We start from the raw sequence: 22,484 nt of genomic DNA, 5'->3' as shown, positions 1-22,484 counted from the left end.
ACTTCTAACTTAAAACCTATATTAGCTAGATGCAAAATCCTCTCATTAGTATTATCACTCCTTTTAAAAATACCGAAGTTTTTTTATCCGATTGCATCGATTCTATACTCCAACAAAGCTATACCAATTGGGAATTACTTATTGTAGATGATAGTTCTTCGGATGCGAGCTATAAACTGGTAGAAACCTATGCTAAATTAGATGCTAGAATAAAACTTTTTAAAAATAATGGCGAAGGCATTATAGACGCACTACAACTTGCTTTTAAAAATAGTAAAGGAACCTATATTACTAGAATGGATAGTGATGATATTATGCATGAAGACAAATTGCAAATTATGATACATAGTTTACTTGAAAGCGGAAAACAACACGTTGCCGTCGGATTGGTAAAGTATTTTAGTGACGAAGGCATTAGCAATGGTTATGCACGATATGAAACCTGGCTGAATGACCTAACTATAAAAGGAAGTAATTATTCTGAAATCTATAAAGAATGCGTAATTCCTTCTCCTTGTTGGATGTTACATCGAGAAGATTTTATTACAGCGGATGCTTTTAATCCGAGTCGTTACCCTGAAGATTATGATTTAACATTCCGGTTTTACAAACATAATTTCAAATGTATTCCATGTAATCAAGTACTGCATCAATGGCGAGATTATAGCACCAGAACTTCTAGAACACACGAGCATTATGCACAAAATTATTTTCTAGATATCAAATTGCATTACTTTTTAGAATTGGATTATGATACTAAAAGACCAATCACTATTTGGGGAGCAGGAACCAAAGGAAAAAATATTGCCAAAGCTTTAATTGAAAAGGAAATTCCTTTTTATTGGATTTGCGATAACCAGAAGAAAATTGGCAAACATATTTACAATCAAGAATTGCATAATTTTGAATACTTAAAACAAATTGAAAATCCGCAATGTATCGTTACCGTTGCTAATCACGAAGCACAGAAAGAAATAACAGCCTATTTTAATACGCATGAAATGAAACCTATGATCGATTATTTTTTCTTTTGTTAACTTTTAGCTGAAACAAATAATCTGTCATGAATCCACTAATATTTTTTTTATAACATTTTACAATAAATTCGCAAAAAAACATTCGTGTATTCGTCACGAAAAAAACTTTTAAATTCACAATCATTTTTTATCTTTGACCAATCTAAAATAATATGCAGTTTAAACACCCAGAAATTCTTTACGCATTATTTGCACTGCTTATTCCTATTATTGTCCATTTATTTCAGCTTCGTAAGTTTCAAATTGAAAAGTTTACCAACGTTGCTTTTTTAAAGAAAGTAAATCTACAAACGCGTAAAAGTGCGATTCTAAAAAAATGGCTAACCTTATTAACCAGGCTACTTCTACTAGCAGCAGCAATTATTGCTTTTGCACAACCTTATACTTCTAAAACTAATAGTTTAACTACTAAAGCAGAAACGGTTATTTATTTAGACAATAGTTTTAGCTTACAAGCAAAAGGCGCACAAGGAGAATTACTTAAAAGAGCAATTCAAGATGTACTTACAGAAGTTCCAGAAGACGAAAGTATATCGATTATCACCAATAATCAAACCTTTAAAAACACGACTATAAAGGCTATTAAAAATGATTTATTACAATTGGATTATGCTCCAAATCAATTAAATTATGATGCTGTACTTTTAAAAAGTAAAACGTTATTCAGTAAAGAAAACAGCATTAAGAACTTGGTTTTTATATCTGATTTTCAAGAAAAGGAAAACCGTTTCAACCCAAAAACAGACTCTTTAATTAAAGTGCATGCTGTAGCTTTAAAACCAGTAAATACGAATAATATTTCTGTAGATAGTGTCTACATTTCAAAAACTACTGCAACGAATATAGATATTAGTGTGCGATTAAAAAACACAGGAATTGCTCTAGATAACATTCCCATTTCTTTATTAAACAATGGAAAACTCATTGCAAAAACAGCCGTTGCTATACAAGGAGAAGCTACTGCAAATTTTACGATTCCTGCAAATGAAAGTATTCTTGGCGAAATCACGATAGAAGACACACAGCTTCAATTTGATAATAGCTTATTTTTTAATATCAATAAAGCTGCAAAAATTAATGTACTAAGTATTGATAATGCGAACGATTCGTATTTAAAACGAATTTTTACAGAAAGCGAATTCAACTATACCAGCACCAAAGAGAATCAATTGAATTATAGTGTTTTTGAAAAACAAAACCTTATTATTCTAAACGAATTAAAAGAGATACCAAATGCACTTTCTACTGCACTTGCAGCTTTTACAGATACTGGAGGATTTCTAATTGTTATTCCTAATGAAGAGAGCACGCTTTCCTCCTACAATAATTTATTATTGCAATCTGGATTAGCTTTTAACGCTAAAAATACTTCCGAAAAAAAGATAACAACGATTAATTATTCGCATCCTTTATACACGAATGTTTTTGATAAACGTGTGGCTAATTTTCAGTATCCGAAAGTAAATAGCTATTATACGTTTCAAACAGAAAATGCTTCCAAAGTATTACAATTTGAAGATGCTAAATCCTTTCTAGCAAATAACAAAAATGTATTTGTATTTGCTTCCGCTTTAAACAGTAAAAACTCCAATTTTAAAAATTCGCCTTTAATTGTACCTACCTTTTATAATATTGCGAAACGTAGTTTACAGATTCCTAAATTATATTACACTATTGGAAAACAAAATAACTATGATGTTACTGTAAAGCTGCAGCAAGATGATATTCTTTCGTTATCTAAGTCGGAAATAAATATGATTCCGCAGCAGCAATATTTTAATAATAAGGTTTCTATAACTACGAACGAAACACCAAACGAAGCTGGAATTTATTCCATAAAAAACAAAACGGAAAGTATAGAAAACGTAAGCTATAACTTAGATAGAACCGAAAGCAATTTGGTTTATCAAGATATTAGCAACCTAGAAAATATAACTACAAGTGCTTCGATAACGCAATTATTTAATACTTTAAAAAGTGACTCCAAAATTAACGAGCTATGGAAATGGTTTGTTATTTTTGCATTGGTATTTTTGGTTATTGAAATGCTACTCTTAAAATATTTGAAATGAACGTACTCCTAAAATCTGCTACAATTATAGACTCTAAAAGCGAGTTTCATAATACGGTTCAAGATATTTTAATAGAAAAAGGTGTGATTAGCAAAATTGCTAAAGACATTAAAAATACTGCCAATTATAAAGAAATACATCTAGAAAATTTACACATATCCCAAGGATGGTTTGATAGTAGTGTTTGTTTTGGTGAACCAGGATTTGAAGACAGAGAAACTATAAACAACGGTTTACAAACTGCTGCGCTTTCTGGATTTACAACGGTTGCCATGAATGCGAACACAGAACCTATTTTAGATTCTAGTTCAGACATTGCATTTGTAATTAGCAAAGCACAACATCATGCGGTAAAATTATTACCCATTGGTGCTTTAACTAAAGACAGTAAAGGAGATCATCTTGCAGAAATGTTTGATATGAAAAATACTGGCGCCTGCGCTTTTCAAGATTATAAAAAGCCCATTGCAAATGCCAATATGCTAAAAATCGCCTTACAATATGCTAGTAATTTTGATGCTTTGGTGTACTCCTATCCAGAAGATAAATCTATTAGCAGAAATGGTGTTGTAAACGAAAATATTACAAGTACGACTTTAGGTTTAAAAGGAAATCCGAATCTTGCCGAAGCCTTGCAAGTAGCTCGTGATTTGTTTTTATTGGAATATACGGACGGAAAATTACATATTCCTACTATTTCTACTACAGAAGCGGTAGACCTTATTCGAGAAGCGAAAAAGAAAAAATTAGACGTCAGCTGTAGCGTTGCAATTCACAATCTATTTTTTACAGACGAAGTTTTAACCGATTTTGACACCAATTATAAAGTACAACCACCTTTACGAATTCAAAAAGATGTAGACGCTTTAATGGAAGGCGTAAAAGATGGTACTATCGATTTGGTTACCAGTGATCATAATCCGTTAAACATTGAACTTAAAAATATTGAGTTCGATTATGCTGACTACGGAACTATTGGTTTAGAAAGCGCTTTTGGTGCATTAAACACATTATTCTCTGTAAAGAAAACGGTAAGTATTTTAACGAAAGGAAAAGAACGATTCGGACAAGAAAGCACAACAATTTCCGAAGGAAATAAAATAAACGCAAGTTTGTTTAATCCGAATGGTAAATTTACTTTCGAAAAATCGAACATACTTTCAAAATCTAAAAACAGCATATTTTTAAATACGCCCTTAAAAGGAAGTGTTTATGGTATTATTGCAAATAATAAAATGATTCTTAAATAATGACAGAACAAACCATTGAAGAAGGTAAAAAATTAGCAATTGTAGCGTATATAACCATATTTGGTCCTATAATAGCTTACTTTTTAAACAATGATAAGAAAAACGATTTCTCTTCCTTTCATATTAGACAAGGACTAGGTTTATGGATTATGTTTTTATTGCTAGGAAGAGTCATTAATTCTTTTGATAGCTGGCCAATCACCTCTAGTTTTTGGGTGTTTTTTGCTGTATTATTTATTTATGGCATATCTTCTGCTATTTCTGGTAAAATGCAACAAGTGCCATTAGTTGGTGGCTTCTTTCAAAAATTATTCGCAAATATTGGTAAACCTGATTCTAATTAATAATGACTACACAAAACCTTTCCCTTCATCATATCATTCGTGAATCTTCTTTAAAAGAAAACGCGCCTTTACTTATTCTACTTCATGGTTATGGAAGTGACGAAAATGACTTGTTTTCTTTTGCTGCCGAATTACCAGAAGAGTTATTTATAATTTCTGTAAGAGCTCCACAAGCCATGCAACCTTATGGAAACGCTTGGTATACCATCAATTTTGATGCTACAGGTGCTAAATGGAGTGATGACGAAGAAGCAAAACAATCGAGAGATCTTATTGCAAAATTTATAGATGAAGCAATTGCTAACTATCCTGTAAATAAAGATAATGTATCGCTTTTAGGATTTAGTCAAGGAACTATTTTAAGTTATGGTGTAGCGTTAACCTATCCAGAAAAAGTGAAAAACATCATCGCTTTAAGTGGTTATATAAATCCTGCAATTTTACCAGAAGATGTAGAAACTAAAGACTATTCTGGTCTTAACTTCTATTGTTCTCATGGTAGTGCAGATCAAGTTATTCCTGTAGATTGGGCGAGAAAAGCTCCAGTCTTTTTAAAATCTTTAAACATCAAACATGAATACAGTGAATTTCCTGTTGGTCATGGTGTTGCTCCTCAAAATTTCTATGCTTTAAAAGAATGGTTAGCGGATAAAATATAAATACCAATAATCTGATTAATAAATATAAAAAAAGACCACTAAAATTAGTGGTCTTTTTTTATATAAACATTTTTTTAATTAGTAGGATACAACAAAGAATCTACTACCTCAAAAGTAAGTTTACCATTTTCACCAATAGTATATTTTAAAAATAATTCACCCCAATATTCGCCATCATTAAAGTTACAAATTAACCATTTGTGGTTTAGTACGCGAATGGCATTAATAATCATTTTTCCACCCGAAGACATTGCGGCGTAAGGCACTAAAGGATTATCTCCTTCTTTTAAATTTAACTCATAAAGCGATTCTTCAATAAGTGCAATTAATTGATCACTTTCATAACCACGTTTTTCAATGTAATTTAAAGCTTCATCCGAATATCCCAAACTAAATTCTGCGTATTGAAAAGCTTTGTCTCCCAAAACAGTAACAGAATCTTTATACTTTTCAATTTTATTTACATAGCCTTCTAGTTGCACTTTATCTGCTTCAAATACTTTTTTAGAATTCACATATTGAAACACCACAAGTAATGCTGCAAAAATAAACAAGTACATAAAAATTTTACTCTTCATAATAGTAATTAGTTATAGGTTAAGGGTTAATCCATCGTAAGCCAGGAAAACGTTTTCAGGAAGTTTTTGTTGTACTTCATCATGAAAACCTAGCCAATGGCTTATATGCGTTAAATAGGCTTTTTTAGGTTTTACTTTTTCAATAAATGCAAGTGCTTCTTCTAAATTAAAATGCGAAATATGTTCTTTTTCACGTAATGCATTAACGACCAAGACATCTAAACCTTTAAGCTTTTCAACCTCTTCGTCTGCAACGGTTTTCATATCTGTTAAATATGCGAAATCTTCAAATCGGAATCCAAAAACTTGCAAATTATGATGCATGCCATTAATTGGAATTACCTTTAAATCGCTTATAAAAAAAGAAGTATTCGTAATTTCATTTTCTATTACACTTGGTGCTCCAGGATATTTATTTTCGGTTTCAAAAATATAATCAAATCGTTTACGAAGGGATTTAATCACTCTTTCATGTGCATAAATAGGTATATCGCCTTGCTTAAAAAAGAAAGGACGAATATCATCTAATCCTGCAGTATGATCTGCATGTTCGTGCGTAAATAAAATAGCATCTAATGTAGTCGCATTTTGATTTAGCATTTGCGCTCTAAAATCTGGCCCGCAATCCACAACATAAACGTTATCATTATGCGTTATCATTACAGAAACGCGCAATCTTTTATCTTTCGCGTTATCGCTTAAACAAACGGGATGTGTGCTTCCAATAACTGGAATACCTTGCGAAGTTCCTGTGCCAAGAAAAGTTACTTTCAATTATCTATAGATTTTAAAACAAAAATAAGTTTATTTTTTTGTTTGGTACACTAATTTAATATCTTTGTTATGCCCTTTATACGTTCAATGTATAAATGGTAATCTAAAAGCATGTAAACCAAATTTAAAATGGAAATAACCATTAAAGGTGATAAACAATTTGATGAAATCCCTTCGTTAAAAACAAAAGCACTTCGAATAAACCTAAATGAAAACATTTATGGAACTTTTGCCGAAATTGGCGCCGGACAAGAAACGGTACGTCAGTTTTTTAGAGCTGGAGGAGCTTCTGGAACCATTGCAAAAGCAATGTCTGCTTATGACAAAGCCTTTAGTGATGCCATTTATGGTATTGAAGAAGATAAACGTTATGTAACAGAGGCACGTTTACGTAAGATGCTAAATCATGAAGTTAGATTAATGGAAGAGCGATTAACTCGTGACGACCATCCTAATAAATTATTTTTCTCGTACGCAAATACCGTAGCAACTATCGATTTTGCTAAAAAATTCAAAGGTCATGGCTGGGTAGGTATTAAGTACCAAATAGATCCAGATCAAGATTATAACGAGATTATACTACATGTTCGTTTTAAAGAAAATGATGCTAGATTACAGCAAGAAACTTTAGGTATTTTAGGAACAAACCTTATTTATGGTGCTTTCTATAAATATAATGAACCTAAAAAATTATTAAAATATTTATACGATCACTTAGATAAAGACCAGTTAGAAATTGATACTATTAATTTCTCCGGACCTGCTTTTGAAGATGTAGATAATAGATTAATGAGTTTACAACTGGTTAAAAATGGCATGACAGATGCGGTCATGTTTGCTCCAGATGGCAACAATGTTTTACCAGCAAGAGTACTTTATAAAAAGAATATTTTAGCACTTCGTGGTAGTTTTAGACCGGTTACTAAGGTAAATATGGATATGTTCCATAAGTCTTATGACATGTTTATTAAAGAAAATAAAGTAGACGAAGAGAAAACACAAGTAGTGTTTGAAATTACTTTATCTAATCTACGTGCAGAAGGAGAAATTGACGAGCAAGACTTTATGGATAGAGCAAAATTACTTTGTTCGCTTGGTCAAACCGTTCTAATCTCAAACTTTCAAGAGTATTATAAACTAGTGGAATACTTCTCACAATACTCGAAAGCTAGAATGGGACTTGCAATGGGTGTGAATAATCTAGTCGATATTTTTGACGAAAAATATTATCGCCATTTAAGTGGAGGAATTTTAGAAGCGTTTGGTAAATTATTCTTTAAAGATTTACGTGTGTACTTATATCCTATGGAAAATGGAGATGGTACCTTAACTACTAGTGAAGATTTAAAAGTGCATCCTAGAATGAAAGAATTGTATAAATTCTTTAAATACAACGGAAAAGTTGTAGATATAGCAGATTATGACCCTAAAATACTTTCTGTATTTTCTCGTACGGTTTTAAAAATGATATCTAACGGAGAATCTGGTTGGGAAAGCATGCTTCCTGAAGGTGTATCTAAAATTATAAAACAAAAAAGTTTATTTAGTTGTGAAACGGAAGAACTTTATAGTGAAGATCAATAAACTACAGTTTAAATAAAAATTAAAAAGCGACCATTACTATAATGGTCGTTTTTTTTTATTCTAAAATCTGCGCTGCGTGATCCTTTGTCTTTACTTTATCAATCACACGAGCTACTACTCCATTTTCATCTACTAGAAACGTTTTTCTATGAATGCCATCATAGGTTTTTCCCATAAATTTCTTTTCTCCCCAAACACCAAAGGCATTAATTACCACTTTATCTTCATCTGCCAATAAAGGAAAAGGAAATTCATATTTATTTTTAAAATTGGTTTGTCTTTTTTCAGAATCGGCACTTACACCAAGCAATTCATACCCTTGATTTTGCAATACTTTGTAGTTATCACGCAAGTTACAAGCTTCTGTTGTGCAACCTGGCGTACTCGCTTTTGGGTAAAAGAAAACAATAAGTTTTTTCCCTTTATAATCACTTAAGGATACAGATTCACCATCTTGATTGTTAACTGTAAAATTTGGAACGGTATCTCCTACTTGTAATGTCGTCATAATTGTTATTTTTGCTATCAAAGATACAATAATGACGAAACAAGAAAAAGTAGATTTTGTTATAACAACGTTAAATGCACTTTATCCGGAAATACCAATTCCGCTAGATCATAAAGATCCGTATACTTTATTAGTTGCCGTTTTACTATCTGCGCAATGTACAGATGTACGCGTTAATAAAATCACGCCATTGTTATTTGCAGAAGCAGACAATCCTTATGATATGGTAAAATTATCTGTGGAAGAGATTAAAGAAATCATTAGACCTTGTGGTTTGTCACCAATGAAAAGCAAAGGTATTTATGGTTTATCTAAAATGTTAATTGAAAAACACAACGGAATAGTACCTCAAAGCTATGAAGCTTTAGAGGCATTTCCAGCGGTTGGACACAAAACAGCAAGTGTAGTAATGAGTCAAGCCTTTGGAGTTCCTGCTTTTCCTGTAGATACTCATATTCACAGATTAATGTATCGCTGGAATTTAACCAACGGAAAAAATGTAACCCAAACTGAAAAAGATGCAAAACGTATTTTTCCTGAAGAAATATGGAATGACTTACATTTACAAATTATTTGGTATGGTAGAGAATACTCTCCTGCTAGAGGTTGGGATTTAGAAAAAGATATTATTACTAAAACTATTGGCAGAAGTACGGTTTTAAAAGCATATTACAATTCAAAAAAATAATAAAACGACTAACACCTTATTAATTTGAGAAAAGCAACTTACGTAGATAAAAAAATAGTATCAGAAATATTAGTTTCTGCATTTTCACCATTACAAGAGAACAATTCGATAAATCTAGTAGTAAAACAAGATGAAAAAAGAATAGAACGCATGCATATATTGATGGAGTATCTATTTGAAAGAGCAATTTTATTTGGAGAAGTTTATATTTCTAATAACAATAAAGCATGTTTACTATTAAAATTTCCGCACAAGGAAAAGGTAACCTATAAAACCATAGCTTTAGATATTAAATTAGCCTTTAAGTGCATTGGTATTGCACATGTTTACGGCGTTTTAAAAAGACAAATAATTGCGAATAAGAACTATCCGAAAGAAAACCATATTAGACCTATGATTATGGGTGTTAGAGACGAATATAAAGAAAACGGAACTGCCGCTCGATTAATGATAGAAGTAAAAAATAAATATATAAATACAGAATTACCAGTAATAATTGATGCTGCATCTTTAAAGAATGTAAAAATGTATCAAAAATTCGGATTTAAAGTCATTAAAAAAGAAGAATCCCTAGGGTTTTCCATGTACTTTTTAAGACTCAATTAATTCCTTTAAAATCATTTAATGGTATAAAAAAAGTCCGGATAACTACATCCGGACTTTTTTTATTTAGTTAAGAAGTGTTTCAAACTTCATATTATTAAATTGTAATACACGTAATGCTTTAGAATAACTAAGAAGAAAATCTACTGTTTCTTTCTTAGGGTTCAAGTTTAATTGTTCCTTTTCAGGATGCTTAGAGTAAAGTTTTGCCATTTAAAATGTGTTTGTTATTCCCTAAAAACGTAACAAACTTTATATTATTGTTAATTTGTCAAAATAATATTATGCTTATCAATAATTTTTCGCATATTAATTAAAGCATAACGCATTCTCCCCAAAGCGGTATTTATGCTTACACCCGTTTTTTCAGAAATTTCTTTAAAACTCATATCATTATACATACGCATTACCAAAACCTCTTTTTGATCTTCTGGAAGCTCATTCATAACGCGTCTAACATCATGTTCTACTTGTTCCTTAATTAGTGTTTTTTCAGCATCTAAAGCGCTATCACTAAGTACAGAAAAAATACTAAACTCACCAGTATTACTAAATTTAGGCATTCTATTACTTTTTCTAAAATGATCAATAACTAAGTTGTGCGATATACGCATAACCCAAGGTAAAAACTTACCTTCTTCGTTATAAGAACCTTTTTTTAATGTTCGTATTACCTTAATAAAAGTATCTTGAAAAATGTCTTCCGCAATATCTTTATCATATACCTTAGAGTATATAAAACTGTAAATTCGCTGTTTGTGTCTAGTAATTAAAATTCCTAGTGCGCCTTCATCTCCTTTAATGTAGTTACTAACAAGAGTAGCGTCGGTTATAAGTTCTTTTTGCATAATGATTACTTTTTCGCATAGAAGGAAGCCTTCTAATACTTGGGGTTAAAATTTAAAAAGTAATGTTATGCTATAAGCTAGTATTTTGTTATATATGTTAGTATGAGTCAAATATAACAAGAATCATTCCTAAAAAACAAAAAATAAATACTTTTTTTAACATTTTATTACACAATAATCTATTTTTTAAGCTGAACTAGTTGTAGTATCTTTGCAGAATTATTCTTTTAAAAGCTTATGAACACTAATATTTCGGAAGTAAATCCTAAAAAAAACATCATTATAAAAGGTGCAAAATTGCATAACCTTAAAAATATAGATGTCGTAATACCAAGAAACAAATTAGTAGTAATTACCGGTTTATCTGGTTCTGGAAAATCTAGTTTAGCCTTTGATACCTTATATGCAGAAGGACAAAGACGATATGTAGAAAGCTTATCTAGTTATGCAAGACAGTTTTTAGGAAGATTAAATAAACCCAAAGTAGATTACATTAAAGGGATTGCTCCAGCAATTGCTATCGAGCAAAAAGTAAATTCTACAAATCCGCGTTCTACCGTTGGTACGAGTACAGAAATTTACGATTACCTAAAGCTTTTATTTGCTAGAATAGGAAAAACATACTCTCCTAAATCCGGCAGAGAAGTAAAAAAAGATACCGTTGCAGATGTCATTAAATATGTAAGATCTTTTGCGGAAGGAGAAAAACTATTGCTCCTCGCTCCTATTCATTTAGAAGAAGGAAGAGAATTACAAGACAAACTGAAAGTTCTAAATCAGCAAGGATATGCTCGAATTAAAGTTAAAGAGGATATAATTCGCTTAGACGAAACCCAGGATATTAAAGCGAATGTAAAAGATATCTTTTTGGTGGTAGATCGAATTATCACAAAAGATGATGAAGATTTTTATAACCGACTAGCAGATGCAACTCAAACTGCTTTTTTTGAAGGAAAAGGAGAATGTTACATAGAAACTTTAAGCGATAATAAACAACAGCACTTTAGTAATAAATTTGAATTAGACGGCATTTTGTTTTTAGAACCAAATGTGCATTTATTCAGTTTTAATAACCCGTATGGAGCTTGCCCTAAATGTGAAGGTTATGGTGATGTTATTGGAATAGATGACGATTTAGTAATTCCTAATACGGCACTTTCGGTGTATGAGAATGCTATTTTTCCTTGGCGAGGAGAAAGCATGAGTTGGTATAAAGATCAATTGGTGAATAATTCGCATCATTATAATTTTCCTATTCATAAACCTTATTTTGAGTTAAGCGCAGAACAAAAGCAATTAATTTGGACGGGGAACCAATATTTTGAAGGTCTAAATAATTTCTTTGCCGAATTAGAAAGCAAAGCATACAAAATACAAAACCGAGTAATGTTATCGCGTTACCGAGGAAAAACAAAATGTAAAGTTTGTAATGGGAAACGTTTACGTGTCGAAGCTAATTATATTAAAATTGGTGGAGCAACGATTACCGATTTGGTAGAAATGCCATTAAATAAATTGGCTATTTTCTTTCAACAATTAGAGTTAAATGATAATGATATTACCATTGCAAAACGACTTTTAAAAGAAATAAACAACCGACTTTCCTTTTTATCTAACGTAGGTTTAGACTATTTAACTTTAAACCGAAAATCAAATTCCCTTTCTGGAGGAGAAAGTCAGCGAATAAACCTTGCGACCTCTTTAGGTAGTAGCTTGGTAGGTTCTATGTATATATTAGATGAACCAAGTATTGGTCTGCACCCTAAAGATACAGAACGTTTGATTGTTGTTCTAAAAGCACTTCGTGATTTAGGAAATACAGTAATTGTGGTAGAGCATGATGAAGACATCATGAAAGAAGCAGACGAAATTATTGATATTGGTCCAGAAGCTGGAACTTTAGGTGGTCACGTTGTTGCAACCGGAACTTTTAAAGACATTTTAGCTTCTAATTCACTAACTGCCCAATATTTAAATGAAACGCTAAAAATTGAAGTTCCTAAAAAACGAAGAACCTCAAAATATGCTGTAGAAGTTGTTGGAGCGAGAGAAAATAATCTTAAAAATATACATGTTACTTTTCCTTTAGGAATGTTAACCGTGGTTACTGGAGTTTCCGGAAGTGGAAAAAGTACACTTGTCAAGAAAATTTTGTTTCCTGCTATACAAAAACACTTAACTGGTTTTGGGGATAAACCCGGACAGTTTACCGAGTTAAGAGGAAACTACTCCAATGTAAAACACATTGAGTTTATAGACCAGAATCCAATTGGTCGTTCTTCACGTTCTAATCCTGTGACCTATGTAAAAGCTTATGATGATATTCGTGCTTTGTATGCAAGTCAGAAATTAAGTAAGATTCGTAATTATGCAGCCAAACATTTTAGTTTTAATGTCGATGGAGGACGATGTGAAACCTGTAAAGGAGAAGGTCAAGTAACTATTGAAATGCAGTTTATGGCAGACGTACATTTAGAATGCGAAACCTGTAAAGGAAAGCGTTTTAAAAAGGAAGTCTTAGAAGTAACCTTTGCGAACAAAAACATAGACGATATTTTAAATCTTACTATTGATGATGCAATTGCTTTTTTTGCAGCACATGAACAAACTAAGATTCAAGGAAAACTACAACCTTTACAAGACGTAGGTTTAGGGTATGTTACTTTAGGACAAAGCTCTTCTACCCTTTCTGGTGGAGAAGCACAACGTATTAAGCTTGCAACCTTTTTAGGAAAAGGTTCCAGACAAGAAAAAGCGCTCTTTATTTTTGATGAACCAACCACAGGATTACACTTTCATGATATACAAAAGCTTTTAAAATCCTTTTATGCTTTAATTGAAAAAGGACATTCTATTATTGTAGTAGAACACAATATAGAACTGATTAAATGTGCAGATCATATTATAGATTTAGGTCCCGAAGGTGGAGAAACTGGTGGAAAACTAGTAGCTGCAGGAACACCTGAAGAAATTGTAAAAGTCAAAGCTTCCATTACTGGAAAATATTTAAAGGACAAACTATAATATAATTGTGATTGCCAGGAACTTTTCAAGAAGTGATAATTTTAGGGTTATAAAAGAGAAGTTTCCTTCTCTCACTTTTTGTTATTCCTTTGTACTATAAAATCTAATACAACAAAATGGCAAACACAAGTACAATACTTCCTGCAATGGACACCACTGGAAAAAACAGCAAGGTGACTAAACTTGTTTTCAAATAACTTTTAAACCATCCTTGTTTGTAAAAGCGTTTTATAGCTACAAAAAGATAAATAAAAGTAGAGAATACAATCAGCCAATCTATCCAATTTGGAATTTCTACAATATAATTAACTCCTACAATCAGACTAAAAACAGTAAACAAGAAAGCAAAATAATAAAAACTGAATACCAAATGGTGTGAATAACGTCCGCTCTTTCTGAAAAACAGTTTCAGTAGTAAAGCGAAAATTGGTAAAATAAAGAACATTGCAATAGACATAGTATCAAAAAAAGATTGAAATATACCACCAGCTTTTCGTTGTTTATAAAACTTTAATCCTTGCGAAAGAAGGCGTTGTGAGAACCTTCCGCTAGCACCTTCTACTCCCATCTCCTTATAAATTACTTTATTAGGAGCATCTACTGCTATTAAAGAATCTAACTTTTTGGTAAAATCAAAAGAAAAATCTACAGCCCTAAAACCTTCACTCGAAATAATAGAATCTATTTGCTTCTCTGAAAAACCAGTGTATATCTTATTCGCTTCTAAAACTTCTCTAACTTCTATTCTATCTATAGAGTCTTGCTTTATCCTATTGGTTAGTTTTACTCCATTAATAGAATCTGTTACTCGATTTCCTGTATTGGTGTTTATTACTTCATTTCCTTTAAATACCTTTCCTATTTGGGAATCAAGTTGATTAGACCAATTGTCAATTCGAAAAGAATTCAAAAAGAAAAAAACGATAGCCACAAACAAATACATTTGTGCTGGATGTAAATACAATAAACGTTTGCCTTCAATAAATTTCTCCGCTAAATAACCTGGTTTAAATAGTAGCGGAAAAAAGCTTTTGAAAAAACGAGCATCAAAAGAAAAATAGTTACTTATCGTATTGTAAAATAAAACACCAAGAGTTAATTCGTCTTTATCCTTTTGTCCGCAATGTGGACAAAATTCATAAGCTTCATCAAAAGGTTTTTCGCAATTCTTACAATCTTTTAACTGTACAGACATGGTATTTGGTTGGTTTGCATAAAAATAGAAAAAAGAAAGGACAAAAATATCACACTTAAAATACTGACTAACATGTGATTACATTTTTGGCATGACAATTGAAACTTACAAAACAAATAGCGTACGCCGAAAAGCTAAATGAGTAGGCATAATCTAATACCTAAATACTATGAAAAAATTAGTACTATTATTTACAGGAATGTTAATCACATTAACAACTGTAACAGCAGCAGAAAAAAATACTGCAACACAAAAACAAGGTGAAGATTTAAATATTTCACGCTACAGTTTTGCACAACCAATTCAATTTGTAGAACGTGGCGTGGAGTTCCTAATTTTTCCTGACGGAAGTTTTGATTTTAATACCAATCTAGACTATTCACAAGGTGACAATTATTACAGAACAACAAATACACGTGTGAACACAAATACTAGAACTAGCACTAGAACAAGATCTGTCAATACTACTTTTGGAGCTCCAGGAACTAGAGTAACCTATGCAACATCAAATATACCAAGAGGAGGCGTTATTATAACACATGATAGAGATGGAAAAGTGAGAAGAATTGGAAATGTATTTGTTAACTATAACAGAGAAGGACAAGTAAAACGCTTGGGCTCTGTGTACATTAATTATAACAGATATGGCATGTTAGATCAAGTTGGTGGTTTATATATTAGATATGATAGAAGCGGAAACGTAATAGCAATAAATGGGCATGTAAACTATAGCAACCAAGGTTGTGGTGTTTGTGGAATGCACTCATGTTCTATTCATCATTTTGATAGCCATAATGATTGGGATAATGATCACAACAATTATAACAACGATGATTTTTACTACTACAAAAAAGAGGGTAAAACCGTTAAGCAGAAAAAACTTAAAAAATTAAAAAAAGCAAAGCGTTAGAAATAACCTTTATAAAATAATAACGAAAACCTCACGAGACAGTCTCCCAAAGCGACTTCGTGAGGTTTTTATGTTTCCTATAACTATCAACACTTGTTAATAATTAATTCCTTCCATAAAGATATTTCATTTTTACAAGAATAGAATATCATTTACATTTGAAAGTAATCCAAAACTCTTAACCACAAATGCGTATCGAATACGATATTAAACTCGGTTTTAAAGATGTAATGATAAGACCAAAACGTTCTACTTTAAAGAGCAGGTCACAAGTATCTTTACAACAAGAATTTAAATTTTTAAATAGTAAAATCACATGGAAAGGCATTCCAATTATGGCTGCCAACATGGACACCGTTGGCACCTTTGAAATGGCTTTAGCATTAAGCGAAAAAGGACTATTTACAGCAATACATAAGCACTACTCTATTGCCGAATGGGAAAATTTTTCTAAGAATTCTCCGGAAGGTATTGAAAATTATATTGCAATTAGTACGGGAACAGGACAAAAGGATGCCGAAAAGCTCGCTTCTATTTTTAAAGTGAATCCGAATTATAAATTTATTTGTATTGATGTTGCTAATGGTTACTCAGAACATTTTGTAGATTTTGTAAAAAGAACAAGAACTCAATATCCTAACAAAGTAATAATTGCAGGAAATGTAGTTACTGGTGAAATGGTTGAAGAATTATTACTCTCTGGAGCGGACATTATAAAAGTAGGTATTGGTCCGGGAAGCGTTTGTACCACACGTGTAAAAACAGGTGTTGGCTATCCGCAACTATCTGCAATTATTGAATGTGCAGATGCAGCGCATGGTTTAGGAGGCCATATTATTAGTGATGGTGGTTGCACAACTCCAGGAGATATAGCAAAAGCTTTTGGTGCTGGTGCAGATTTTGTAATGCTGGGCGGTATGCTTGCTGGTCATGAAGAATCTGGAGGCGAAAGCATAACTGAAAACGGAAAACAATACAAGCAATTTTATGGTATGAGTTCTAATACTGCTATGGAAAAACATGTTGGTGGTGTTGCAGAATATAGAGCTAGCGAAGGTAAAACCGTTAAAGTCTTATTTAAAGGAAAAGTAGAAAACACTTTACTAGATATTCTTGGTGGTTTACGAAGTACTTGCACTTATGTTGGTGCATCTCGTTTAAAAGAACTTACCAAAAGAACTACTTTTATTCGTGTTGCCGAGCAAGAGAATCAAGTTTATACTAAAGAATAAACAGGGACACCAAAATAAATAAACGTACCTTTGCAACTTATAAAAAAATGGCATATATAATTTGTCATTTAACAATTACTATATGTCATTTAAATCTTTAGGCTTATCAGAAGCCTTATTGAAAGCAATCCAGAAAAAAGGATATACTACTCCAAGTCCAATTCAACAAAAAGCAATTCCTCCAATTTTATTAGGAGCAGATGTTTTAGCTTCGGCACAAACAGGAACAGGAAAAACTGCAGGTTTCACCTTGCCTTTATTACATTTACTTTCCGAAAATCCGAAAGAAAAATATAGACCAATACGTGCTTTAATATTAACGCCAACACGTGAATTAGCTGCACAAGTGTATGCTAACGTTAAAGAATATAGTGAGTTTTTAGACATCCGAAGCGCTGTTATTTTTGGTGGAGTAAACCAAAAACCACAAGCTGCAACCATACGTCAAGGTGTTGATGTTTTAGTCGCAACTCCAGGTCGTTTATTAGATTTAGAAAACCAAGGCTTACTATCTTTAAAACGTGTTGAAATATTTGTTTTAGATGAAGCAGATAGAATGCTAGACATGGGATTTTTAAGAGATATCGAGCGTGTAATGAAGTTAATGCCAGCTAAAAGACAGAATTTAATGTTTTCAGCTACGTTTTCTAAAGACATTAAAAAACTTGCTAATGGTATTCTAAAAGACCCTATTCAAGTAGAAGCTACTCCAGAAAACACAACAGTGGATGCTATTAACCAAAAGGTATATCGTGTAGCAAAAGCTAAAAAAACAGCTTTACTTTTAAAGCTTATTATTGATGGACAATGGAATCAAGTTTTAGTTTTTACACGAACAAAACATGGTGCCAATAATTTGACTAAGAAATTAGTAGGAGCAAATATTCCTGCAGCTGCCATTCATGGAAATAAAAGTCAAGGAGCTAGAACCAAAGCATTAGCGGGTTTTAAAAACGGAAAAGTAAATGTACTAGTAGCTACAGATATTGCTGCAAGAGGATTAGATATTCCGTTACTTCCGCATGTTGTAAATTTTGAGTTACCAAATATATCCGAAGATTACGTGCATAGAATTGGTAGAACTGGTCGTGCTGGAGCTAAAGGAGAAGCATTATCTTTAGTATGTACGGAAGAACTTGGTTATTTAAGAGATATTCAAAAATTAGTTGGAATGAAAATTCCTTCGGAAACATTAGAAGGTTTTGAACCAGATCCGAATGAACCAACAGAACCAGCAAAACAAGGTCAAGGGAGAGGAAGAAACTCTGGAGGAGGAAATTCTAATTCTAGAGGAAAAGGAAAAGCTTCTTCTAACAAAGCAACGAATAACTCGAATAGAAATAAAAGTGGAAATTCTAGACGTACCAGAAATTCATAAAAATGACAGAAGCTTTAAGAGATAAAATAATTAAAGTCTGTACTTTAAAAATTCAGCAAAAAGGCGAAAATGTAGGTTTATCATTTTACGCCTTTTTCGCGAACAAAAATGAAAATCCTGAATTACTAATGGAAGCTGCCACTTGGTGGATTATGACACAAAAGTTAGACCATTTTGAAAAAGCGGTTAAGATTAAGGCTTTAGTCGAATAGTTACTTATTGTTACGTCAAACACGCAAAACAAAGAAATATGAATAAAACAAGAATTATAGGATTAGTACTATTAGTTATCGGAATTATTATTCAGTTCACTTTAGAAAATGATGCTACTGATTTTGTTTCTGGCGTTTTAATTGGTATCGGAATTGGATTAGTAATTACGGGAAAAGTTAGCAAACCAGCCTTATAACAGAATTCATTATGAATACACAACCTAACAACCCTTTACATGGTGTCAAACTAGAGCAAATTATAAACGAATTGGTTGCTCATTATGGTTGGGAATATTTAGGCTATACCATAAAAATTAGATGTTTTACAGAGGATCCTTCTGTAAAATCTAGTTTAAAGTTTTTAAGACGTACGCCTTGGGCTAGAACCAAAGTGGAGAATTTGTATTTAAAAATGCTTTCTAAAAAGCGTAATTAATAGTACATAACAAACACCGCATTCTTCTATTTCATTTAAAAAACAAACTAAAAGTAGCGCAGGTATCACAAAGTTAGTACCCGCTCCTCTCTTTAGCTAAAGAGAGGTGGATTTTCTTTAGAAAATCCGGAGAGTTTGACCTAAAATGCGAAGCTATTTTATAAATAACAATTATTTATCTGCGTCCGCAAACACATCATTTTTTGCCAATCGCAATTTCTTAACTTCCATCTTTTTAAGCATCCATTCCGGATAGTTAGAAGCATCTTCCGCTTCAAAAATTCGAAGTTCTTGTGTAGTATCTTCTTGTAATAAATCGTCTTGTTGGCAACCCAAAATAGTCGCTGCTGTTTGCACACCTGAATAACCTGCTCCAGTTACTCCATGTGCTGCAATAGATGCACCACACATGTATAAATTTTCTATTTCACTTTTTGGTTTATAAGAGAAAGGCCCAATATGTCGTAGGCTTTTTTCTGTTCCGTAAACACTTCCTTCGGTAGAATTAATATAATACTCATTGGTCATTGGTGTTCCCAAATCTTGGTGTACAATTTTTGGAGTAATACCAGGAAGCACTTTTTCTAAAGTGACTAAAAACTTCTGAATAATTTGTTCTTTAAATGCTACGTATTCTGAGGAGCGTTCTACATCTTCATTTTTAAATGCTTCAAAAGCATCATAATGAATATAGGTTATAGCTTCAATAGTGTGGTAACGTCCATCAAAACTGATAGGATCTTTTAAGGAAGTACAGCTTATAAACATTCCTGAAAACTCTTCGCCATCCAGAATGTTTTTTTTCTGCATATCTGCATAAGAATCATCCATATTCTGGTTTGGTATTCTCCAAATATTTCCAGAATCTAAACCTGCTTTTTTTACATCCATATCTACGGTTAAAAACAGCATTAATGAAGTACAAGAATACGTCGTCTTATTTAATTTCTTTAAAAGTTTAGTACTTAAATGTTCTTTACCAATAAGATTAAGGTAAGTGATTCCTGGATCGGCATTTGATATCACGCGATCTGCATATATCTTTTCTCCGGAAGCTAATTCGACACCAACCGCTTTTTTGTTTTTTTCACCTTCTTCTAACAAAATACGTTTTACCGAAGTGCTTGTTTGAATTTTTCCATCAAAGGACTTTATTTTATTGGTCATTGCTTTTACTAAAGCGCCACCTCCACCCATTGGGTAAAATCCGCCCTCAGCATAATGACACATAATGGCTGCATGCATGATAAAGCTAGCTTTTCCTGGAGGTAATCCGTGGTTACCAAACTGAATGTTTAAAATATTTTGTAGTAGCGGATCTTTCACATGCCAATTAATGACACGTTTTAGTGTAAATGGAGAATATTTCCCCATGTGTTTGGTACGGAAAGGAATGGTTAACTGTTGCCATAAACCTTTTACTTTTGGAATTAGCTGTAGTTGTCTACCTACATTACGAATCAACTTTAAGTACTTGATGATTCCTTTTTTTTCGTGTGGAAAACGGGCAATTAGATCTTGCTCAAATTCTTCCCAATTTGCATTATAGTTGAAGCGTTCTTCGCCAATCCAACAATGATCAAATCCTTTCGGATTCATTCTATAAAAACCGATATCGTTTGCAATACCTAAACCGGAATATAATTGATTGGAGGATTCTCCCGGACTCATTAAACCTACATAGTGGACACCTGGCGTAAATCTGTAGCCATTTAAGTAGAAACTGTGACACCAACCACCAGGAACATCGTGTTGCTCTAGGACTAAAACTTTTTGTCCTGCACGTGCTAAACAAATAGCAGATGTTAAGCCTCCAACTCCGGAGCCTATAATAATAGTATCGTAATTATTTTTATTTACTTTTTCTGAGGAAGAATCATTTTTCATGCGTTACAAGATAATTCTAATTTTTGAAAATTCTTATAACATAATTCCTTTTATTAATAATTCTGCAGTAGCAGGATTTGTAGCTAAGGGAACGTCATGTACATCACATAAACGCATTAACATAAGTACGTCTGGTTCATGTGGATGTTTTTCTAAAGGATCTCTAAAAAACAAAACCATATCACATTTACCTTCTGCAACTCTAGCAGCAATTTGTGCATCTCCACCAAGAGGACCTGAAAGTAATCTAGTAACTTCAAAACCAGCTTTTTTTACTTTTTTCCCAGTAGTACCTGTAGAAATTAAAGAAATTTGTTTTTGAAGTAAGACAGATTTATGTTCGTTTAGAAACTGAACCATTTCTGCTTTTTTTCCATCATGAGCTATAATAGCAATCTCCATTAATTTATATGATTTACATGATATTTAAGTAAACCTTCAATGGGTCTTCTTTCAAAATTACCAACCGTAAAACCTAATTCTTTTGCAACTTCTTTTATTTCATCTTGAGAAAAATAAGCAATAGAACCTGCAAAATGCACGGGAACCTTTGGTAATACCTCTTTAAACTGAAATATCATATTTTTAGCAAATACGCGAATTCCTGATTTAATTAAGTCTGTAATATATTTAGACTCTTTATTTAAAAACATAAACTCTGCAAAAGCTGCCAAATATGCATTTGGATTTGGTTGCTTATACAGATTGTATTTTATGTAATCGGATTCCACATTATATTTACCTGCAAAAGCCACTCTTAAATCTTCTGGCATGTGACCAAAATAATAATCGCGAATTAACTGTTTGCCATAATAGTTTCCAGAAGCATCATCCATAAGCGTATAGCCTAAAGAATTTACACGTTGGTGTAATTTGTCCCCATCAAAATAACTACAATTAGAACCGGTTCCTAAAATACAAACAACAGCAGCTTCGTCTTTACTATTTAAAGTTGCTCTTACTGCAGCCATAGTATCTTCTTGCACTTCTACCGTTGCTTTTTTGAAAATAGATTCTAGAACACCTTTTAAAAGCATTTTTGGTTTTTCTGTACCACAACCTGCTCCATAAAAGAAAATATGTGTTACATCTTTCTTGTGTTGCATAAGAATGTCGTTACTCTTTATGGTTTTCTTTAGTTTTTTTTCGGTAAGAATTGCTGGGTTTAAGCCCTTCGTTCTTACTTTTTCAAAACATTGGTTTCCTTTTTCGTCTACTGCAATCCAATCGCATTTTGTAGAACCACTATCCACTATTAATATCAT

The 22,484-nt window shown here is 32.3% G+C and carries 24 protein-coding genes; 15 read left to right on the top strand and 9 right to left on the bottom strand.

Going from position 1 to position 22,484, the window contains the following annotated elements; all coding sequences use genetic code 11:
* Positions 1-29: 29 nt before the first annotated feature.
* The 5 genes from ACVCZW_RS08475 (at position 30) to ACVCZW_RS08455 (ending at position 5,362) form a co-directional block, all read left to right on the top strand.
* Positions 30-1,037 carry a glycosyltransferase family 2 protein gene (locus tag ACVCZW_RS08475; RefSeq protein WP_452230298.1) on the top strand — a complete coding sequence of 336 codons (1,008 nt, stop codon included), beginning with the start codon at positions 30-32 and terminating at the stop codon, positions 1,035-1,037.
* Positions 1,038-1,189: 152 nt separating this feature from the next.
* Entirely contained in the window at positions 1,190-3,109 is a 1,920-nt protein-coding gene (locus ACVCZW_RS08470; protein ID WP_452232149.1) for a BatA domain-containing protein, read from the top strand.
* Positions 3,106-4,359, top strand: coding sequence for a dihydroorotase (locus ACVCZW_RS08465; RefSeq protein WP_452232148.1), 1,254 nt, complete (start codon positions 3,106-3,108; stop codon positions 4,357-4,359). The genes ACVCZW_RS08470 and ACVCZW_RS08465 overlap by 4 nt, the downstream gene beginning before the upstream one ends.
* Positions 4,359-4,703: a hypothetical protein gene (locus ACVCZW_RS08460; protein WP_452232147.1), complete on the top strand. Its 345-nt coding sequence runs from the start codon at positions 4,359-4,361 to the stop codon at positions 4,701-4,703. The genes ACVCZW_RS08465 and ACVCZW_RS08460 overlap by 1 nt, the downstream gene beginning before the upstream one ends.
* 2 nt (positions 4,704-4,705) lie before the next feature.
* Positions 4,706-5,362 (top strand): alpha/beta hydrolase, encoded by a 657-nt coding sequence (locus tag ACVCZW_RS08455; RefSeq protein WP_452232146.1) that lies wholly within the window; start codon positions 4,706-4,708, stop codon positions 5,360-5,362.
* A 74-nt stretch (positions 5,363-5,436) separates the two neighbouring features.
* On the opposite strand, the gene ACVCZW_RS08450 is transcribed toward ACVCZW_RS08455, so the two are convergent.
* Positions 5,437-5,940, bottom strand: a complete 504-nt coding sequence (locus ACVCZW_RS08450; RefSeq protein ID WP_452231182.1) for a hydrolase — start codon at positions 5,938-5,940, stop codon at positions 5,437-5,439.
* 12 nt (positions 5,941-5,952) lie between these two features.
* Positions 5,953-6,714: an MBL fold metallo-hydrolase gene (locus tag ACVCZW_RS08445; protein ID WP_452231183.1), complete on the bottom strand. Its 762-nt coding sequence runs from the start codon at positions 6,712-6,714 to the stop codon at positions 5,953-5,955.
* 129 nt (positions 6,715-6,843) lie between these two features.
* Between ACVCZW_RS08445 and ACVCZW_RS08440 the strand changes: the two genes are divergently transcribed.
* Entirely contained in the window at positions 6,844-8,298 is a 1,455-nt protein-coding gene (locus ACVCZW_RS08440) for a TonB-dependent receptor (protein ID WP_452231184.1), read from the top strand.
* 55 nt (positions 8,299-8,353) lie between these two features.
* Here ACVCZW_RS08440 and bcp read toward each other — a convergent pair whose 3' ends face one another.
* Positions 8,354-8,806: a thioredoxin-dependent thiol peroxidase gene (bcp, locus tag ACVCZW_RS08435; RefSeq protein ID WP_452231185.1), complete on the bottom strand. Its 453-nt coding sequence runs from the start codon at positions 8,804-8,806 to the stop codon at positions 8,354-8,356.
* 31 nt (positions 8,807-8,837) lie between these two features.
* On the opposite strand from bcp, the gene ACVCZW_RS08430 reads away from it, so the two are divergent.
* Together ACVCZW_RS08430 and ACVCZW_RS08425 are read left to right on the top strand one after the other, a co-directional pair.
* Positions 8,838-9,494, top strand: a complete 657-nt coding sequence (locus tag ACVCZW_RS08430; RefSeq protein ID WP_452231186.1) for an endonuclease III domain-containing protein — start codon at positions 8,838-8,840, stop codon at positions 9,492-9,494.
* A gap of 24 nt (positions 9,495-9,518) precedes the next feature.
* The gene (locus tag ACVCZW_RS08425) at positions 9,519-10,100 is read left to right on the top strand and encodes a GNAT family N-acetyltransferase (protein ID WP_452231187.1); all 582 of its coding nucleotides are present in this window, start codon (positions 9,519-9,521) and stop codon (positions 10,098-10,100) included.
* A gap of 63 nt (positions 10,101-10,163) precedes the next feature.
* Here the strand turns inward: ACVCZW_RS08425 and ACVCZW_RS08420 are convergent, their stop codons facing one another.
* Entirely contained in the window at positions 10,164-10,310 is a 147-nt protein-coding gene (locus tag ACVCZW_RS08420) for a hypothetical protein (protein WP_452231188.1), read from the bottom strand.
* 50 nt (positions 10,311-10,360) lie between these two features.
* Positions 10,361-10,945 (bottom strand): RNA polymerase sigma factor, encoded by a 585-nt coding sequence (locus ACVCZW_RS08415; protein ID WP_452231189.1) that lies wholly within the window; start codon positions 10,943-10,945, stop codon positions 10,361-10,363.
* 237 nt (positions 10,946-11,182) lie between these two features.
* On the opposite strand from ACVCZW_RS08415, the gene uvrA reads away from it, so the two are divergent.
* Positions 11,183-13,969, top strand: a complete 2,787-nt coding sequence (gene uvrA / locus ACVCZW_RS08410; RefSeq protein WP_452232145.1) for an excinuclease ABC subunit UvrA — start codon at positions 11,183-11,185, stop codon at positions 13,967-13,969.
* A gap of 103 nt (positions 13,970-14,072) precedes the next feature.
* On the opposite strand, the gene ACVCZW_RS08405 is transcribed toward uvrA, so the two are convergent.
* Positions 14,073-15,164 (bottom strand): DUF3667 domain-containing protein, encoded by a 1,092-nt coding sequence (locus ACVCZW_RS08405; protein WP_452232144.1) that lies wholly within the window; start codon positions 15,162-15,164, stop codon positions 14,073-14,075.
* A 169-nt stretch (positions 15,165-15,333) separates the two neighbouring features.
* On the opposite strand from ACVCZW_RS08405, the gene ACVCZW_RS08400 reads away from it, so the two are divergent.
* From ACVCZW_RS08400 to ACVCZW_RS08375, 6 genes are all read left to right on the top strand, one after another.
* Positions 15,334-16,074: a hypothetical protein gene (locus ACVCZW_RS08400; protein WP_452232143.1), complete on the top strand. Its 741-nt coding sequence runs from the start codon at positions 15,334-15,336 to the stop codon at positions 16,072-16,074.
* Positions 16,075-16,262: 188 nt separating this feature from the next.
* A complete protein-coding gene (locus ACVCZW_RS08395) occupies positions 16,263-17,306 on the top strand; it encodes a GMP reductase (protein WP_452231193.1) in 1,044 nt (347 codons plus the stop codon).
* An 82-nt stretch (positions 17,307-17,388) separates the two neighbouring features.
* Complete coding sequence (locus ACVCZW_RS08390) at positions 17,389-18,684, top strand: DEAD/DEAH box helicase (RefSeq protein ID WP_452231194.1); 1,296 nt, start codon at positions 17,389-17,391, stop codon at positions 18,682-18,684.
* Positions 18,685-18,686: 2 nt separating this feature from the next.
* A complete protein-coding gene (locus ACVCZW_RS08385; RefSeq protein WP_452231195.1) occupies positions 18,687-18,896 on the top strand; it encodes a DUF6500 family protein in 210 nt (69 codons plus the stop codon).
* A 38-nt stretch (positions 18,897-18,934) separates the two neighbouring features.
* On the top strand, positions 18,935-19,093 hold the full coding sequence (locus ACVCZW_RS08380) for a hypothetical protein (protein ID WP_452231196.1): 159 nt from the start codon (positions 18,935-18,937) through the stop codon (positions 19,091-19,093).
* 11 nt (positions 19,094-19,104) lie between these two features.
* Positions 19,105-19,332 (top strand): VF530 family protein, encoded by a 228-nt coding sequence (locus tag ACVCZW_RS08375; RefSeq protein ID WP_452231197.1) that lies wholly within the window; start codon positions 19,105-19,107, stop codon positions 19,330-19,332.
* A 171-nt stretch (positions 19,333-19,503) separates the two neighbouring features.
* Here ACVCZW_RS08375 and ACVCZW_RS08370 read toward each other — a convergent pair whose 3' ends face one another.
* The 3 genes from ACVCZW_RS08370 to ACVCZW_RS08360 are packed head-to-tail and all read right to left on the bottom strand — an operon-like array spanning position 19,504 to position 22,484.
* Positions 19,504-21,219, bottom strand: coding sequence for a phytoene desaturase family protein (locus ACVCZW_RS08370; protein ID WP_452232142.1), 1,716 nt, complete (start codon positions 21,217-21,219; stop codon positions 19,504-19,506).
* 33 nt (positions 21,220-21,252) lie between these two features.
* Positions 21,253-21,621 (bottom strand): methylglyoxal synthase, encoded by a 369-nt coding sequence (locus tag ACVCZW_RS08365; RefSeq protein ID WP_452231199.1) that lies wholly within the window; start codon positions 21,619-21,621, stop codon positions 21,253-21,255.
* Positions 21,621-22,484 (bottom strand): N-acetylglucosamine kinase, encoded by an 864-nt coding sequence (locus ACVCZW_RS08360; RefSeq protein WP_452231200.1) that lies wholly within the window; start codon positions 22,482-22,484, stop codon positions 21,621-21,623. Before ACVCZW_RS08360 ends, ACVCZW_RS08365 begins: the two co-directional genes overlap by 1 nt.

It is taken from the genome of Lacinutrix sp. MEBiC02595 (assembly GCF_053601555.1).
This window is presented reverse-complemented; position numbering and strand designations above follow the sequence as displayed.

Excerpts from the sequence above, each read along its gene's own strand:
- ACVCZW_RS08380 (WP_452231196.1), top strand. The coding sequence starts at position 18,935 with ATGAATAAAACAAGAATTATAGGATTAGTACTATTAGTTATCGGAATT.
- uvrA (WP_452232145.1), top strand. The coding sequence starts at position 11,183 with ATGAACACTAATATTTCGGAAGTAAATCCTAAAAAAAACATCATTATA.
- ACVCZW_RS08375 (WP_452231197.1), top strand. The coding sequence starts at position 19,105 with ATGAATACACAACCTAACAACCCTTTACATGGTGTCAAACTAGAGCAA.
- ACVCZW_RS08430 (WP_452231186.1), top strand. The coding sequence starts at position 8,838 with ATGACGAAACAAGAAAAAGTAGATTTTGTTATAACAACGTTAAATGCA.
- ACVCZW_RS08420 (WP_452231188.1), bottom strand. The coding sequence starts at position 10,310 with ATGGCAAAACTTTACTCTAAGCATCCTGAAAAGGAACAATTAAACTTG.
- ACVCZW_RS08360 (WP_452231200.1), bottom strand. The coding sequence starts at position 22,484 with ATGATATTAATAGTGGATAGTGGTTCTACAAAATGCGATTGGATTGCA.
- ACVCZW_RS08450 (WP_452231182.1), bottom strand. The coding sequence starts at position 5,940 with ATGAAGAGTAAAATTTTTATGTACTTGTTTATTTTTGCAGCATTACTT.
- ACVCZW_RS08475 (WP_452230298.1), top strand. The coding sequence starts at position 30 with ATGCAAAATCCTCTCATTAGTATTATCACTCCTTTTAAAAATACCGAA.
- ACVCZW_RS08365 (WP_452231199.1), bottom strand. The coding sequence starts at position 21,621 with ATGGAGATTGCTATTATAGCTCATGATGGAAAAAAAGCAGAAATGGTT.
- ACVCZW_RS08415 (WP_452231189.1), bottom strand. The coding sequence starts at position 10,945 with ATGCAAAAAGAACTTATAACCGACGCTACTCTTGTTAGTAACTACATT.
- ACVCZW_RS08455 (WP_452232146.1), top strand. The coding sequence starts at position 4,706 with ATGACTACACAAAACCTTTCCCTTCATCATATCATTCGTGAATCTTCT.
- ACVCZW_RS08400 (WP_452232143.1), top strand. The coding sequence starts at position 15,334 with ATGAAAAAATTAGTACTATTATTTACAGGAATGTTAATCACATTAACA.
- ACVCZW_RS08385 (WP_452231195.1), top strand. The coding sequence starts at position 18,687 with ATGACAGAAGCTTTAAGAGATAAAATAATTAAAGTCTGTACTTTAAAA.
- ACVCZW_RS08440 (WP_452231184.1), top strand. The coding sequence starts at position 6,844 with ATGGAAATAACCATTAAAGGTGATAAACAATTTGATGAAATCCCTTCG.
- ACVCZW_RS08460 (WP_452232147.1), top strand. The coding sequence starts at position 4,359 with ATGACAGAACAAACCATTGAAGAAGGTAAAAAATTAGCAATTGTAGCG.
- ACVCZW_RS08370 (WP_452232142.1), bottom strand. The coding sequence starts at position 21,219 with ATGAAAAATGATTCTTCCTCAGAAAAAGTAAATAAAAATAATTACGAT.
- ACVCZW_RS08390 (WP_452231194.1), top strand. The coding sequence starts at position 17,389 with ATGTCATTTAAATCTTTAGGCTTATCAGAAGCCTTATTGAAAGCAATC.
- ACVCZW_RS08465 (WP_452232148.1), top strand. The coding sequence starts at position 3,106 with ATGAACGTACTCCTAAAATCTGCTACAATTATAGACTCTAAAAGCGAG.
- bcp (WP_452231185.1), bottom strand. The coding sequence starts at position 8,806 with ATGACGACATTACAAGTAGGAGATACCGTTCCAAATTTTACAGTTAAC.
- ACVCZW_RS08470 (WP_452232149.1), top strand. The coding sequence starts at position 1,190 with ATGCAGTTTAAACACCCAGAAATTCTTTACGCATTATTTGCACTGCTT.
- ACVCZW_RS08395 (WP_452231193.1), top strand. The coding sequence starts at position 16,263 with ATGCGTATCGAATACGATATTAAACTCGGTTTTAAAGATGTAATGATA.
- ACVCZW_RS08405 (WP_452232144.1), bottom strand. The coding sequence starts at position 15,164 with ATGTCTGTACAGTTAAAAGATTGTAAGAATTGCGAAAAACCTTTTGAT.